We start from the raw sequence: 13,937 nt of genomic DNA, 5'->3' as shown, positions 1-13,937 counted from the left end.
TTTTTAGGTCAATCAACCAAGCCTAGCACAACGGCATAATCATACAAGTTAGCAACACTTTAACCCATGATTTAAAACAAATGGAATATCCCATGCTTAACTGGAACACTATAGACACAGTGCTACTCGACATGGATGGCACATTATTAGATTTACACTTTGATAATCATTTCTGGCTGAGTTTAGTACCACAGGAATTGAGTCAGCAGCGAGGTATTAGCACGGATGACGCGCAACAATTAGTCGTGAGTGCCTATGGAAAAGTGGCAGGAACACTCGATTGGTATTGCCTCGATTATTGGCAAGCAACACTTCAGCTCGACATTATGGGCTTGCATCGTACTTTGGTGGATCGCATTCAACTACGCCAAGATAGTATGCCCTTTTTAGATGCCTTAGCCTCTGCGGGTAAAAAACGTATTCTTGTTACCAATGCGCACCCCAAAAGTCTTGCTTTAAAGCTTGAGCATACAGAACTTGGCTCAGGGCTAGATGGGATGATTTCAAGCCACGAAACAGGTTATCCCAAGGAACATCCACAATTTTGGCAAACCTTGTTTGAAAAATTTGTCCTCGATCCTAGCCGTTGCCTCTTTATCGATGACAGTGAGCCGATACTCAATGCAGCAAGGTTAGCAGGCGTGGGTCATCAACTGGGGATAGCCAACCCCGATAGCCAAAAACCGCTAAAAATCTTTCACGACTTCCCAGCTATTACTGACTATCACTTATTACTTGATGATTTAAAACAACAAAAAGATAATAAAAACAAAGGCACCTGAGTGCCTTTATCCTCTTTAAGCCGAATACTGTAACTACAGCCCCGGAATACGCCCCTGATACACCACAGGGAAATAACCGTCAGTACCACGTTTGCCCAGTATTCCCAATGATTCACGCATATCCTTAGGCTGCTCAGCGGTTTCTTTAATTTTAGCGGTAACACTCACCATGTTGTCCTCCACTAATTGCAAAGTGCCCACAATGCCCAACTGATTTTTAGTTTCATCGGTCATTAACTGAGCTTTACCTTCAACGCAGCTTAACCCTAGCTCAATATTGCCTAATGGATATTCACCAAACTGGTTTTTCACATGGGTTTGATTTAGAAACAGTTTACCTGATAACTGCTCACACCAAGGCTTACCCTGCTCAAGCGTTTCGACTAATAGGCTGACTTCACCCGTTATTTCAGTTCTAAACGGCAACTTAGCATTACCAATAAGAAAACTGTCTGGCGCCTCAAAACGTAATCCTTTGGCACTTAAGCCACCTAAAGACCAAGTGACCAGCCCTTTAGAACTGACTGGCGTCGCGCGACTACCTATCTGAAAATCAACCTTAACTTTTCCTAAAAATAACGCCCAAGGACTCAGCTCCCAGCGTATTTGCTCAAGTTGGCGTTGCGGCACACTTAAGGTTTCAATACTGCCAGACCAAATACTGCCATTCACCCCCGAAATACTGATGTTCGCAGGTAATGGCGCTAATGCTATCGCAATCTTAGCGGGAAATAGAACGACTAAAAATACTAAATAAATCAGTACACCTATGATGACTTTTTTTATCAAGCTCACAACGACACCTCTATTGCGCTAATTGGATACGTCTTACTTTGACATAGCCTGGCGTACCAGCCTCAGCCAAATCAACACTTTCGAGGGATAAACCTTTTTTCTGAACCAACTCACTCAAATAACCTAATAAGGCATCAAAAGGCACATCGTCCATCCACACTTGGATCTTATCACCTTGGGGTTGCATGCGCGTGATCACTAAGCCATAGCTACCCGCTGTTTGGTTAACCACTGAGCTTAAACTGTCAGACATTGCAGGTTTAGCACCGCTTTGCTTCAGTCCAGCAATTTTATTTGCCGTTTGCTTTACATAGTTCAAAGTTTGTTGCTGGGCAGTGAGGTTACGTAATGCATCGGCTTCAGCATTCGCAATCGGTGTCCAAATACCCCAATAGAACACTCCTATCACCAAGAATACGGCACAAAAACCCACTAACTGTTGCTCGCGTAACGCCAGCCCCTGCCACCAAGTTCGCAAATTATTCATCTTATTTGCTCCTCAAGGTTAAGGTGCTAGTCACTTGATCTTCAGCGCTATTCATCGTGCCACCATCGAGTTGGAAACGACGTCCAACAATTTCTTTAAATTTCTCAATCTGTGCGTAATTTTTAGCGGTAACCTGCATACGGATCTCGTTACGAGCACTTTCAAATCTTAACGTATTGGGTTTAAGCTCAGGGACTTGCTTAAAGGCATCCTGTAAACCAGCCAACATTGCAAAAAACTCGGCGCCACTCCCCTGCCCCTGCAAGGCTCGTAACTGACTTTCCATTTGCGAACGTAGATTCACAATCCGAGTATTACCCGGCACAACCTGTTGGTAAATCGACTCGCTCTGCGCTTTCAGATCGGCAATCTGACTATTGACTTGATGGATCGTCAGCCCTTTATTCACAAGGGCAAGCACACAGGCGACCCCGAGTATAATGAGGGAATTTTTCCATAAAATTAAGTACTTACTGTATTCGCGCTTAGGCGTATAAACACCACTGAGTAAGTTAATAGGCGCATTTAAAATACCACGGGCAAGCACCAACATTGGTAAATCTAAAGGTTGCTGTTTAAGCTCAACACCTTCAAGCTCGAAATCGGTATAACTGGCTACTGAAATATCTTCATCCTTAGTGACCAGTTGTTTCATCGCAAGTGGCAGCCAAGAAAGTGGCAAACTTTGGCCTGTACCAGAGCCTGTTCTTAGCAGTAATTCGTTGCCAAAACGCATCGCTGCCCATTGGCATTCCTGCAATGGCAAAGCCAAACAGTCGGGAACGATACGTTTAACTTTTAACCCTGCCTCTGTTAAACAATTCAGCCAAGTTTGCATTTGTTCATGGGCAACGGCGACCACACTTAAGGCATCACCATTACGTGGTCCAACGGTAAAATGTATAGCGTCAACATCATCGGCTAGCATTTCCTCTAACATAAAAGGCAGTGCTTTCAAGGCTTGACGTTGGCCTTTTTCAGGCAAATTAACACTGGTTAGGGTCATTGCTGATGCGGGCACAAGCACATCAATAGGACGATTACCCGCACGTTCAGTTAGGGTCGCTAAACCTTGAGCATTTGCAAGTTCGCCAGAGGCGATAATTTCTTGTTCTTGCTCAGACCATACCAACCAAGAGCAAGCCTGCTCCGTGTTTCTGCCTAAGCGAATAAATAGCCGTTCACTCACAGTTTTTCTCCACCAGCTTCAACCTAAAAAAGAATTGAGCTTGATTGCTATTATTTTTGTCCACCAAACTGACGGGTGAGCACTTCCATTTTGTTACCGCTGCCTTTTCTGAGCACACTCTCCATCCTAAAGATGGCATTGTCGACCTTAGCGCCAGAGGCGAGAAGGAAATACTGACTGTCGATAACAAAACTCGACTTCATTGCATCCTCCCATTTGATCGACCGCATGGAAGAGGTTTCATAAAAATCATCTATTTTGGCAAAACCATCGCTAGGGCGTTGATTAATGACACTCTCTGCCTCACCAACTGAAATTTGCCCCTCAACCATGGCCGCAAGCAATGCAGCTTGCTCCACCTCTAAGGTGTTTACATTGAGCAATTGCCTATCATTTCCCGGAATAACACAAATATAGGGTAATAATTTCAAATAAATATCTTGGGTATATCCCATTACTGCCCGCAATTCACTACGGTGATTCATCAGGGTATTTGCGGCACGATACGGCACATTTCGCGCTTCATACTCTGCATCTTCGGCGCCAAAGGGGCTGGTTGTTGTATCTTCATCGATATAATCTTTTAGGGTTTGTGTCAGACGATCCGCCGAAAAATCATCCATCCCCAAACTCACTAACAACGCTTTATATTGTCTTGCCGCCAAGGGTAACTTAGGTTGCCCATTTTCGACTTCTTTCGTTGTGGCAGACAAAGCATTTAAATTAAAGCAGGAACGCATATCGGTGATCTTGCCAGCAATTTCACCATATTCCGCCGGGAATACGACATCACTCATGGCCCAATACTGCTGCCGATGCACCTTTCCTTCGGAATCCTCTAAATCTTGTTTTAGAATTTTTTTCGCCAACTCTTCTGCCGAAATCGTATACCAATAGGCTTGGTCGTACTGGGCTAAGTTCAATGTTCGGCGCATTGATAACTGATTACGACTGGTAATATTCGTGGCAATAATCACCACCAGCGCCACAATCAAAAGCACAACAATCAGTGCGACACCACGCTGTTTAGAGTGAAGCTGAATACGGTTTTTCATTCTCGACCCTCGTCTTCGGGATCGTCATTAGGATCCACTTCGCCAGAGCCATCACCGCTACCAGTATCTTCATTCTCTTTATTGTCGTCTTTTGGATCATCCTTATCTTTGTTGTCATCGTCCTTAGATTTTTCAGGTGCTAAGGCCCCTAATGGCAACAAGAACTTACGCTGAATTTTACCTAAACCTTCAATATCCACTTCCATCGCGATGGCTTTAGGCAGCTTAGTCGCTTCGACTTTTCGCTCCCATTTATCTTCCATAAAAAAGGAATATTCTACCGACAACACGTTATCGATGATCACAGTCTTAATCGGCTCAGCACCAAACTCAGGCTCTGGGTAGGGAAAATACCAGCGTTCCAATCGCCCTTCTTGCACCACATAAGCGACGGACTGCAAACTGCCTCTTGGCAATAAGCCATCGGGATTTAACCAACCTAAACGGTAAAAGACGAGTGCCTCAGATTCTGAGTCTAAAAGCTCATTACCCGTTTGGAATACCGTAGTACCACGTCCACCCTCGAGTAACCTTGGTGTTCTCGCGACCATTTGGTTTAAATCACGCTCAATCGCACCAAAGCCTTGCTGCAATGCCTTTAGCCGAGTCGAAAAGTTTTTAGTCACTTCATCGTTGGTCAATACCGTACTTAACACTGCATTGGCCGCTACACCTATCATGGCAAAAATCGCAATAGCGATTAACATTTCAAGCAGCGTAAAGCCTGTGTGAGCTTTAGTTAGTTTTAAGGACATAACTGCTCACTTGTGCTGCAATACGCTGATAACGCTCATCTTCACTGACGCTGATGCGGATCATTCTAAAATTATCATCCGTCGTTTTTACGACTTCTCGGCGCCAATACCAGTCCTTTCCTGCCAGTTCAACTCGGCCTTCTTTTTTACCTAATTCAGGAAACTGAGGTTCAAGCCTGACATCGACCATCTGATTGTCAGCAACCCATTGCGCCAGAGTGCGCGACTCCAGAATGGGCATATTTGCCATTTGTTCACCCAAACTCTTGGTGATTGAAACCGCGGCAACAGAAAATACCGCCAGCGCAACAATCACTTCAAGCAAGGTCATGCCCTTAACGTATTTCATCTGGCCGTCCTAGAGTTAAACGCCCAAGCGCATCACCCACCACCAGTACATCAATCTGTCCCTTATCGGTTTTTGCGATAAAACTCAGTTCAAAAGCACTCATTTCACCACTGGGGAATAGCATAATCTGAGGCTCTGGATGTTTCTTTTTATCCTCGGTTTTAGCTTCAATAAATGGCTCATCAAACCAAGATTTTTCCTCTTCATCTTCTTGCACTAAAGGTAAACCATCGAGCACCAAGTTTAACGACACCCCAGTCTCCATCTGTTTTTCAGACAGCATTCTGTCTTTTTCTAGAGGATTCCATTTACCATCTTTATAAAAAACAAACTGATAACTGGTTTTTTCAATCACAATACCAATAAATTGACCGCTTAAAACCGTTTCATCGAGCACTAATTCTGTCGCGGCCATAAACTGCTGCGCCGTTCTTTCAAGGGCCTGCTGTGGCCCCGAGTTACCAATAGACATAGTCACTGCAGCAGCGGTGAGTCCCATCAGCAAAATCACCAGCATCACCTCCATTAAGGTGAAACCAGTTTGGCGCAGCTTTAGCATTTTATTGGAAATTCTGTAAATTCCAGTTACCGATATCATCTTCGGTACCTGGTTGACCATCTGGGCCTGCGCTGAAAATATCGAGCTTGCTGTTTTCGCCTGGGCTTAACAGTAAGTAATTATTACGCCATGGATCCTGTGGTAAGCGTTTGACATAGCCTTCTTCACGATAATTGCGCGGCTCTGGTGAAATGGTTGGCTTTTGCACTAAGGCTTCTAAACCCTGTTCAGTCGTTGGATAAACGCCATTATCTAGCTTATACATGTCTAGCGCATTCTCGAGCGCCACTATGTCTGATACGGCTTTTTGTTGGTCGGCTTTATCTTTGTTACCCATTAAATTAGGCACGACCATAGAGGCCAGAATACCAAGAATAACAATCACTACCATCACTTCGAGTAAGGTAAAACCTTTTTGTCTGTTGTTTATTTGCATCAACTACTTCTCCTAAAAAAACCTACGCCAATTGGCTTGGCTATAAATCCATAAATTCAACAATCAGCTACTAATCAAGTTGTTCAATGCTAATATCGGCTGCAAAATCGCCATAACGATAAAGAGCACAATACCCGCCATACTCACCACCAACATAGGTTCAAATACGCCAAGGGCAATATTGACGTTACCTTCAAACTCCCTATCTTGGTTATCCGCAGCCCGTTCTAGCATCTGTTCGAGCTGACCACTTTTCTCGCCCGAGGCAATCATATATAACATCATTGCCGGAAACAGCTTAGTGTTAGTCAACGCAGCACCAAGGCTGGTTCCCTCTCGCACACGTGCTGTTGCATCATCAACGGCGGCACGTACTCGCATATTTTGCAGTACTTCGCTCGCAATACGCATACCATCAAGCAAGGGGACAGAACTGGCAGAAAGAATACTTAAGGTACGCGCAAAACGCGCCGTATTAAGGCCTTTACTGACACGACCAATCACGGGCATTTTCAGTAAAAAACTATCGTACTTCATTCTAAATGCTGGCGACTTAAGCATCCGTTGAAACACGACTGCCAACAATACTATCGCCAACACCACAAAGAGGCCGTAGTTTTGGACAAAATCAGACGCTGAGATCAAAAAACGAGTGGTAGCGGGTAACTCTGCGCCCATATGTTCAAATTGACCAACAACCTTAGGTACCACAGCCGCGAGCAATACTGAAATCACACCAATCGCGACCACAGTCAGCACTATCGGATAAATCATTGCCTGTTGCAGTTTTGACTTAAGCTGTTGGCGGCGCTCGGTGTAATCGGCAAGACGATTTAAGACCACTTCTAGGTGCCCTGACTTTTCCCCCGAGGCCACCATAGCGCGGTATAAGTCATCGAAAATATGCGGAAACTCAGCAAGGGAGTCGGCAAAGCTATAACCTTCGACGACCCGTGAACGCACCGCCATAATCATACTCGCGAGACGATCCTTCTCGCATTGTTGACCGACGGCTTTAAGGGATTCTTCAATAGGTAACCCCGCCGCCACTAACGTCGCGATTTGGCGAGTAATAAGGGCAAGTTCAGCGACTGAAATCCCACGTTTGAAAACAGAAAACCCACTGCTTTTGGCTTTGGCTTCTTTTTCGGTAACGGGAAGAATTTCCAGCGGCATCATACGCTGTTCCCGCAGTTGGCTACGGGCATGTCTGGCGGTATCGGCCTCTATCACGCCTTTAAGCTGCTTACCCTTGGCATCCAGTGCTTTATATTCAAATGCTGGCATTGCTTACTCCTCGCGGGTCACCCTTAGCACTTCTTCAAGTGTAGTGATGCCCATGAGCACCTTACTCATGCCATCATGGCGAATACTGGGTACGAACTGGCGAATGTATTTTTCAATCGCCAACTCACCTCGACCACCATGGATAAGCTCGCGCACATTATCATCCACCAGCAGTAGTTCGTGGATCCCCGTACGACCGCGATAACCGCTTTCGCCACAAGCCTTACAGCCATTGGCACGGAAGATGTGTCGGTTATCATCTGCGGCAATGCCCAGTAATTCACGTTCACGTTCATCGGGAACATGCTCAATCTTACATTTAGGGCACAGAGTTCGGATCAAACGCTGAGCTAACACACCAAGTAAACTCGATGAGACGAGGAAAGGCTCGACACCCATATCTTGCAAACGGGTAATAGCGCCAGAGGCGGTGTTAGTATGCAGGGTTGAAATCACCATATGACCCGTGAGTGACGCCTGTACCGCAATTTGGGCGGTTTCGAGATCGCGGATCTCACCAATCATCACCACGTCTGGATCTTGACGTAAAATCGCCCTTAGACCACGGGCAAAAGTCATATCTGCCTTAGTGTTAACTTGGGTCTGGCCTATGCCTTCTAACTCATATTCGATAGGATCTTCAACAGTGAGAATGTTGGTGTCTTTGGAGTTAATCTCAGTTAAACCTGCGTACAGCGTGGTACTTTTACCTGAACCAGTAGGACCCGTCACTAAGATAATACCGTGTGGACGACGGATAAGCTCTTCAAATTTAACGCGAATACCGTCTGTCATCCCCAGTTGTTTTAAATCAAGATTACCCGCATTTTTATCAAGTAAACGCAGCACGACACGCTCACCATGGCTCGATGGCATGGTCGACACCCGTACATCAACGGCACGTCCCGCAATACGCAATGAGATACGACCATCTTGTGGTACACGCTTTTCAGCAATATCGAGGCGCGCCATCACCTTAATCCGCGACACTAACAGTGACGACAGTTTACGGTTGGGTTTAAGCACTTCTTTAAGCACACCATCAACACGAAAACGTACGATTAACTGCTTCTCATAGGTTTCGATATGAATATCTGAGGCTTCTTCTTTAATCGCTTCGGATAACAAAGCATTAATTAGTTTGATGATAGGCGCGTCATCATCACCTTCAAGCAAATCTTCGGTCTGAGGTAACTCTTCAGCAAGAGTGAATAAATCCATCTCGTTGCCAATATCTTCCATCAGTTGCTGTGCCTCGGAGGAATTAGCCTGATAGACCTGAGTCAATTTGGCCTCAAATCTACCCGCCTCAAGTTGCACTAAGGGCAAATCAACTCCCGAATAACGCCGTGCTTCAAGCATGGCGGCAAGTGGCGTTTTAGCGGTATGGAACAGACTTAATTCGTCTGTATCACCATAGGCCAAAATCACCTCGTGACGGTGGGCAAAGGCAAAGGGTAAGCGCTCTTTGCTATTGGAGCGAAAGACCTCATCACCTTCGGTATCTAAGCCTAGTTCATTAGACGCTAGGCTTAAGTCATCGACTTGGGATAATTGAATTTCACTCATTGGTTTTATCTTTATTTTTGTTTTCATCCAGCGTTTTGAGCGTTGAATCCGTTTTACGCATCTGGGTGTCTAGGCCTCTGCCATCTTTGTAACGCTCTAAAATATCGTTCACTTCCGGCGGTAGATACTCAGATTGATTCCATTCATCCAATACAGGGACTTGAGTATCCGGCATTAAGTTAACGCCACGCTTTTGCTGCTCAAGTTGTAAAGCTCTGAAATAGTTGTATTTACGCCCAGCAATCCCTTCCATTGTCATACCATCACGAATAATGGTTGGCTTGATAAAGATCATCAGGTTTTTCTTCGTCTTTTTACTGGAGGAAGATTTGAATAAATGCCCAAGCACGGGTATATCACCAAGGAAAGGTACTTTTTGCACACTTTCCTGCACTTCTTCGTTAATCAACCCCCCGAGTACCACAATTTGCCCAGAGTCAGCCATAACAGTGGTGGTTAGACGGCGAGTCGCAAAGGAAATATCCACCCCCGTGTTACCGTTAACGCCTGACACTTCTTGTTCAATCGCCAGCTTAACCGCATTGCCCTCGTTGATTTGTGGCACCACTTTCAACTTAACCCCAACCTCTTTACGTTCAACGGTTTGGAATGGGTTGCTGTTATTTGAACTGGCGGTAGATCCTGTCAAAATAGGCACTTCATCACCCACGATGAATGAGGCTTCTTGGTTATCTAAGGTGGTAATCGAAGGTGTTGCCAATACGTTAGAATTAGTATCACTCGACACGGCTTGAATTAAGGCACCAAAGTCCCCCATGGCCACACCCCAAGCCATACCATTGACCTTACCTAAAGCTTGGGCCAGTAAGGTGACATCACCTTGAGTGTCAGGGTTTTTACCTATAACCTCACCCGTGCTGGGGTTCGTAATATAAGTACCTTCTTTATCCTGTGCTTGCCAAATCCCTGCGCCAATCTCACCTATGGTTGGGCCTAAGTTATTAAACTGAGTACCACCACCTGCTTTAGCAGCCCATTGCACGCCAAAACCGACATTATCGCCCTCAGCAACTTCGACGATAATGGCTTCGACCAATACTTGAGCACGGCGAATATCGAGCTGGTTAATCACGCTCTCAATAGTACGCATTTGATCCGGCTCAGCGCTGATCACTAAAGCGTTTGTATCTGTGTGAGCCATAATGTTGATTTCATTACGACGTTTCGCACCCGCCTGCGCACTTGGATCTTTTTCACCTTCCAGTTTTTGGGCAAAACCCGTTAACACTTCAACCAAATCTTCCGCTTTGGCGTAGCGTAAATAACGTACCTTAGTGTTTCCTGTGCTGGCTTGTTCCGCATCGAGACGATGAATGAGCTCAACCACCCGCTGACGGCTCTTTTCATCACCACTAACGATGACAGCGTTAATACGCTCATCGGCCACCACTTTGGGTGCTTGACCGGGTAACTGCGCTTGGTTTGCGCTTGCACGGTAAAGGGTATCGATAATTCGCACCATTTCACCCGCTGATGCGTACTCTAGCGGCACCACTTGTACCGATGTATCCCCTTGTTTATCAACACGGCGGATAATTTCCACCAGCTTGTTAACCACAGAGGCTCGGCCCGTCAGCATAAGTACGTTGGAAGGATCGTAGTTGACGACGTTGCCACCACCGGCGTTATCATTTAGTTGGCGTAACAGGGGAGCGAGTTGCTTAGCCTCAGTGTTATACAAGGCCACAATACGGGTAACCATTTCATCGCCAATGCCGGGATCATTATCGTTCGCGACACGGATTGCCCCCGTCTGGGCGCTTTTGTCTTTAACAACCTTAATCACGCCATTTTCCATCTCGACAATGGCATAACCATAAACTTGCAACACGTTAAGGAAGAACTGGTAATACTGTTCGTCATTCAGCAGGTCATAACTGCGTACGTTAATTTTGCCACGGATCGTTGGGTCAACAATGATGGTCTTATTCAAATTTTTACCAACAATGTTGATAAACTCTTGAATATCAGTGCCCTTGAAGTTGGCCGCATACTGTTCTGACCAAACAAATTGGGAGGTAAACATGGCAGCGCCCGCCACAACTCCAGCAATCAGTTTGCGTCGAATCCTTTTATTATTCATTATTTTACTTTCCTCTAACGCGTGTTATTGCGGCAAACTAAACATGATTTCAACCAACTGCCCTTCCCGCTCAACCATAATGGAAACTTCAGTTAATTCAGGTAATTGGCTCATCATTTCTAACGCCTGAGTCATCACAGTCAGGTCGTACCCATTTATCGATTTCGCTAAGTCATTCGCTTTAAACCCTGCCTGCCTAAACAAATTAACATCTTTACCGGGATTTAGACGATAACCCACAACCGCGTCCCCTTGTCTTACGGGTGAGATGGCAATGTAATCGGTGATTTTGCTGGGGTCGGCTAATAACTCATTACGCGACTCGGCCAGTTCTTGGGAGATTTCAGCATTTTGGCGTTGATCAACACGGCTGACAGTTTGCTCTACTTTGCTTGTTTTGGCTTGCTGTAACTGCTGATTAACTGCGCTTTGGCTTGTATACACTAGCCCGTCAAGCATTAATGTTTCGTAACGCCCCGCGTTAGTGATGATGATACGGTCGGCATACACTTCCTTGAGTGAAGCAGAAGTGCCTTTAATCTTGTCCCCAAGGCTGTAGGTTTCTTGAATGCCACTGGACTCAATAATCGCGAGCCCTTTTTGATCTGCCGTTGAAGCAACCACCCCCGTCAATAGGATAGATAGGCTTGTTTTAGGGGCATCGGTGATGGCTTCTACCACTTCAACCTTAGGTCTTTCGGACTGAGCGTCAGCTTTACCAAACAGTCCAAGTTGCTGTAAACCCGTAAGGTCGATTTGGCCCGCACCACTGCCTACCGTGGTGGCCGTCGGTGACCACGCACTGGGTGATGAGCGAGTAGGTACGAGCTTCCAAGTAATTTGTGCCGCTAATAACAAACTGACAATAAACCCAAACCAGAACGTAACCTGACTTAAGGGCTTATGAGGAATGCTGGCAGCTTTTGCGATAACTTTATCTAATAAATCCATATTTATGTGGACCCTCGATACAGGTCTCTGTTCTGATTATATAAATTGATGATGCCAGCCACATGCTAACCTAGGCCGCATTTGGCAACAACCCCATAACAGTATTGTCATTGGCGAAAATCGCCCATTTATGCTAACTTTGCCCGCCTAAAAAGGGTGTGAAGCGCGCCACCCTTTAACATAATAGAAATGCAGCTCTCGCATTTTATTGTTCAACATGTGAACTCATCGATCTTTTGCCTTGGAGACACTATGACGCAAAGTTTTGGCGACAATACCAGCGTTCGGCTCGACAAATGGCTGTGGGCCGCACGTTTCTTTAAAACCCGCGCCATCGCCAAGGAAATGATCAATGGCGGCAAAGTACATTACAACGGTGCGCGCACCAAATCTAGTAAGAATGCAGAGATAGGTGCCGTCCTTAAGATACGTCAGGGATATGACGATAAAGAGATCGTGATAAAAAAATTATCCGAATTGCGCCAAAGTACATCAATCGCACAAGAATTGTACGAAGAAACAGCTAACAGTGTGGCAAAACGCGCAGTAAACGCAGAAGCCAGGCGATTGAACATACTCAATAATCCTGCGCCAGACCATAAACCAGATAAAAAGCAACGACGTCAGCTCATTCGCTTTAAAGAATTCTAATAGTGAGACTCAATAATGAACCAAGATATTTTACACCGTTACCTGTTTGACAATGCCGATGTGCGTGGTGAGTTGGTGCAATTACAAGAGAGCTACCAACAAGTGCTCGACGCCCAAGCGTACCCGCCTGTATTACAAATTTTACTCGGTGAGTTAATGGCGGCGACCTCACTGTTAACGGCAACCTTAAAGTTCAGCGGTGATATCAGCGTGCAGTTACAGGGTAATGGCCCCGTATCACTGGCGGTGATTAACGGCAATAACCTGCAACAACTGCGCGGTGTTGCGCGTTGGAATGGCGAATTAACCGATAACGCCAGCCTTGCTGACTTATTTGGTCAAGGTTATATGGTGATCACCCTAACACCGGATGAGGGTGAACGCTACCAAGGTGTCGTGGCATTAGACAAGCCCACGCTGGCCGCCTGTGTTGAGGAATACTTCAATCAATCTGAACAGTTACCAACAGCATTATGGTTATTTGCTAATGGACAACAGGCTGCAGGTATGTTCCTGCAAATTCTGCCAAGCCAAGAAGATCACCATCAAGACTTCGAGCATTTAAGCCAGTTAACCTCAACCATTAAGGCCGAAGAATTATTCACTTTAGATGCTGAAAACGTATTACACCGCTTATATCATCAGGAAGAAGTCCGCCTATTCGATCCTATTGAAGTTAGCTTTAAATGCACCTGTTCACGTGAGCGAAGTGCTGCAGCGATTAAGACTCTAGAGCAGGCTGAAGTTGAAGCCATTCTGGCCGAAGAAGGTAAGATTGAAATGGGCTGCGAGTATTGCAATGCCAATTACGTGTTTGATGGCATAGATATCACAATAATATTTGCCAATGGTCAGAACTCGAATATACCTCAATAATCAATAAATTAATTAAAAAAATGGGCACAGTCAGGTGCCCATTTTTTATTCCACCATGATCCAGTTCACACTTTGTACTCTGCTTAGGCTAC

15 protein-coding genes are annotated in these 13,937 nt (G+C 45.5%); 3 read left to right on the top strand and 12 right to left on the bottom strand.

Annotated elements, in window-relative coordinates; genetic code table 11:
- Positions 1-92: 92 nt before the first annotated feature.
- A complete protein-coding gene (gene yrfG, locus MZ182_RS02040; protein WP_014609711.1) occupies positions 93-782 on the top strand; it encodes a GMP/IMP nucleotidase in 690 nt (229 codons plus the stop codon).
- 33 nt (positions 783-815) lie between these two features.
- Here the strand turns inward: yrfG and MZ182_RS02035 are convergent, their stop codons facing one another.
- The 12 genes from MZ182_RS02035 to gspC form a co-directional block, all read right to left on the bottom strand.
- Entirely contained in the window at positions 816-1,577 is a 762-nt protein-coding gene (locus MZ182_RS02035) for a type II secretion system protein N (RefSeq protein WP_011790934.1), read from the bottom strand.
- Between the two features lie 10 nt (positions 1,578-1,587).
- Positions 1,588-2,064 (bottom strand): type II secretion system protein M, encoded by a 477-nt coding sequence (locus MZ182_RS02030; RefSeq protein ID WP_011920106.1) that lies wholly within the window; start codon positions 2,062-2,064, stop codon positions 1,588-1,590.
- 1 nt (position 2,065) lies between these two features.
- Positions 2,066-3,253: a type II secretion system protein GspL gene (gspL, locus tag MZ182_RS02025; RefSeq protein WP_248068941.1), complete on the bottom strand. Its 1,188-nt coding sequence runs from the start codon at positions 3,251-3,253 to the stop codon at positions 2,066-2,068.
- 50 nt (positions 3,254-3,303) lie between these two features.
- Positions 3,304-4,308 (bottom strand): type II secretion system minor pseudopilin GspK, encoded by a 1,005-nt coding sequence (gspK, locus tag MZ182_RS02020; RefSeq protein ID WP_011790937.1) that lies wholly within the window; start codon positions 4,306-4,308, stop codon positions 3,304-3,306.
- A complete protein-coding gene (gspJ, locus tag MZ182_RS02015) occupies positions 4,305-5,063 on the bottom strand; it encodes a type II secretion system minor pseudopilin GspJ (protein WP_011790938.1) in 759 nt (252 codons plus the stop codon). The genes gspK and gspJ overlap by 4 nt, the downstream gene beginning before the upstream one ends.
- Entirely contained in the window at positions 5,044-5,412 is a 369-nt protein-coding gene (gene gspI / locus MZ182_RS02010; protein ID WP_011790939.1) for a type II secretion system minor pseudopilin GspI, read from the bottom strand. The genes gspJ and gspI overlap by 20 nt, the downstream gene beginning before the upstream one ends.
- Positions 5,399-5,971, bottom strand: coding sequence for a type II secretion system minor pseudopilin GspH (gene gspH / locus MZ182_RS02005; protein ID WP_011920109.1), 573 nt, complete (start codon positions 5,969-5,971; stop codon positions 5,399-5,401). The genes gspI and gspH overlap by 14 nt, the downstream gene beginning before the upstream one ends.
- A 1-nt stretch (position 5,972) precedes the next feature.
- Positions 5,973-6,407 carry a type II secretion system major pseudopilin GspG gene (gene gspG / locus MZ182_RS02000; protein WP_011790941.1) on the bottom strand — a complete coding sequence of 145 codons (435 nt, stop codon included), beginning with the start codon at positions 6,405-6,407 and terminating at the stop codon, positions 5,973-5,975.
- 63 nt (positions 6,408-6,470) lie between these two features.
- Positions 6,471-7,694, bottom strand: a complete 1,224-nt coding sequence (gene gspF, locus MZ182_RS01995; protein ID WP_011790942.1) for a type II secretion system inner membrane protein GspF — start codon at positions 7,692-7,694, stop codon at positions 6,471-6,473.
- Between the two features lie 3 nt (positions 7,695-7,697).
- Positions 7,698-9,263, bottom strand: a complete 1,566-nt coding sequence (gene gspE, locus MZ182_RS01990; protein WP_011790943.1) for a type II secretion system ATPase GspE — start codon at positions 9,261-9,263, stop codon at positions 7,698-7,700.
- Positions 9,256-11,367 carry a type II secretion system secretin GspD gene (gene gspD / locus MZ182_RS01985; RefSeq protein WP_011920111.1) on the bottom strand — a complete coding sequence of 704 codons (2,112 nt, stop codon included), beginning with the start codon at positions 11,365-11,367 and terminating at the stop codon, positions 9,256-9,258. Before gspD ends, gspE begins: the two co-directional genes overlap by 8 nt.
- A gap of 24 nt (positions 11,368-11,391) precedes the next feature.
- On the bottom strand, positions 11,392-12,318 hold the full coding sequence (gspC, locus tag MZ182_RS01980) for a type II secretion system protein GspC (RefSeq protein WP_011920112.1): 927 nt from the start codon (positions 12,316-12,318) through the stop codon (positions 11,392-11,394).
- A 252-nt stretch (positions 12,319-12,570) separates the two neighbouring features.
- On the opposite strand from gspC, the gene hslR reads away from it, so the two are divergent.
- Both hslR and hslO read left to right on the top strand, forming a co-directional pair.
- Complete coding sequence (gene hslR, locus MZ182_RS01975; RefSeq protein ID WP_248068944.1) at positions 12,571-12,969, top strand: ribosome-associated heat shock protein Hsp15; 399 nt, start codon at positions 12,571-12,573, stop codon at positions 12,967-12,969.
- Positions 12,970-12,984: 15 nt separating this feature from the next.
- Positions 12,985-13,845: an Hsp33 family molecular chaperone HslO gene (gene hslO / locus MZ182_RS01970; RefSeq protein WP_248068947.1), complete on the top strand. Its 861-nt coding sequence runs from the start codon at positions 12,985-12,987 to the stop codon at positions 13,843-13,845.
- Positions 13,846-13,937 lie beyond the last annotated feature (92 nt).

The organism is Shewanella sp. JNE2 (assembly GCF_023159115.1).
GTDB classification, from domain to species: Bacteria; Pseudomonadota; Gammaproteobacteria; order Enterobacterales; family Shewanellaceae; genus Shewanella; species Shewanella putrefaciens.
The sequence above is the reverse complement of the archived record's forward strand: the minus strand, read 5'-3'. Positions and strand labels throughout refer to the sequence as shown.

Coding starts and splice junctions, on each gene's coding strand:
- yrfG (WP_014609711.1), top strand. CDS start 93: ATGCTTAACTGGAACACTATAGACACAGTGCTACTCGACATGGATGGC.
- MZ182_RS02030 (WP_011920106.1), bottom strand. CDS start 2,064: ATGAATAATTTGCGAACTTGGTGGCAGGGGCTGGCGTTACGCGAGCAA.
- gspK (WP_011790937.1), bottom strand. CDS start 4,308: ATGAAAAACCGTATTCAGCTTCACTCTAAACAGCGTGGTGTCGCACTG.
- gspJ (WP_011790938.1), bottom strand. CDS start 5,063: ATGTCCTTAAAACTAACTAAAGCTCACACAGGCTTTACGCTGCTTGAA.
- gspI (WP_011790939.1), bottom strand. CDS start 5,412: ATGAAATACGTTAAGGGCATGACCTTGCTTGAAGTGATTGTTGCGCTG.
- gspH (WP_011920109.1), bottom strand. CDS start 5,971: ATGCTAAAGCTGCGCCAAACTGGTTTCACCTTAATGGAGGTGATGCTG.
- gspG (WP_011790941.1), bottom strand. CDS start 6,407: ATGCAAATAAACAACAGACAAAAAGGTTTTACCTTACTCGAAGTGATG.
- gspF (WP_011790942.1), bottom strand. CDS start 7,694: ATGCCAGCATTTGAATATAAAGCACTGGATGCCAAGGGTAAGCAGCTT.
- gspE (WP_011790943.1), bottom strand. CDS start 9,263: ATGAGTGAAATTCAATTATCCCAAGTCGATGACTTAAGCCTAGCGTCT.
- gspD (WP_011920111.1), bottom strand. CDS start 11,367: ATGAATAATAAAAGGATTCGACGCAAACTGATTGCTGGAGTTGTGGCG.
- gspC (WP_011920112.1), bottom strand. CDS start 12,318: ATGGATTTATTAGATAAAGTTATCGCAAAAGCTGCCAGCATTCCTCAT.
- hslR (WP_248068944.1), top strand. CDS start 12,571: ATGACGCAAAGTTTTGGCGACAATACCAGCGTTCGGCTCGACAAATGG.
- hslO (WP_248068947.1), top strand. CDS start 12,985: ATGAACCAAGATATTTTACACCGTTACCTGTTTGACAATGCCGATGTG.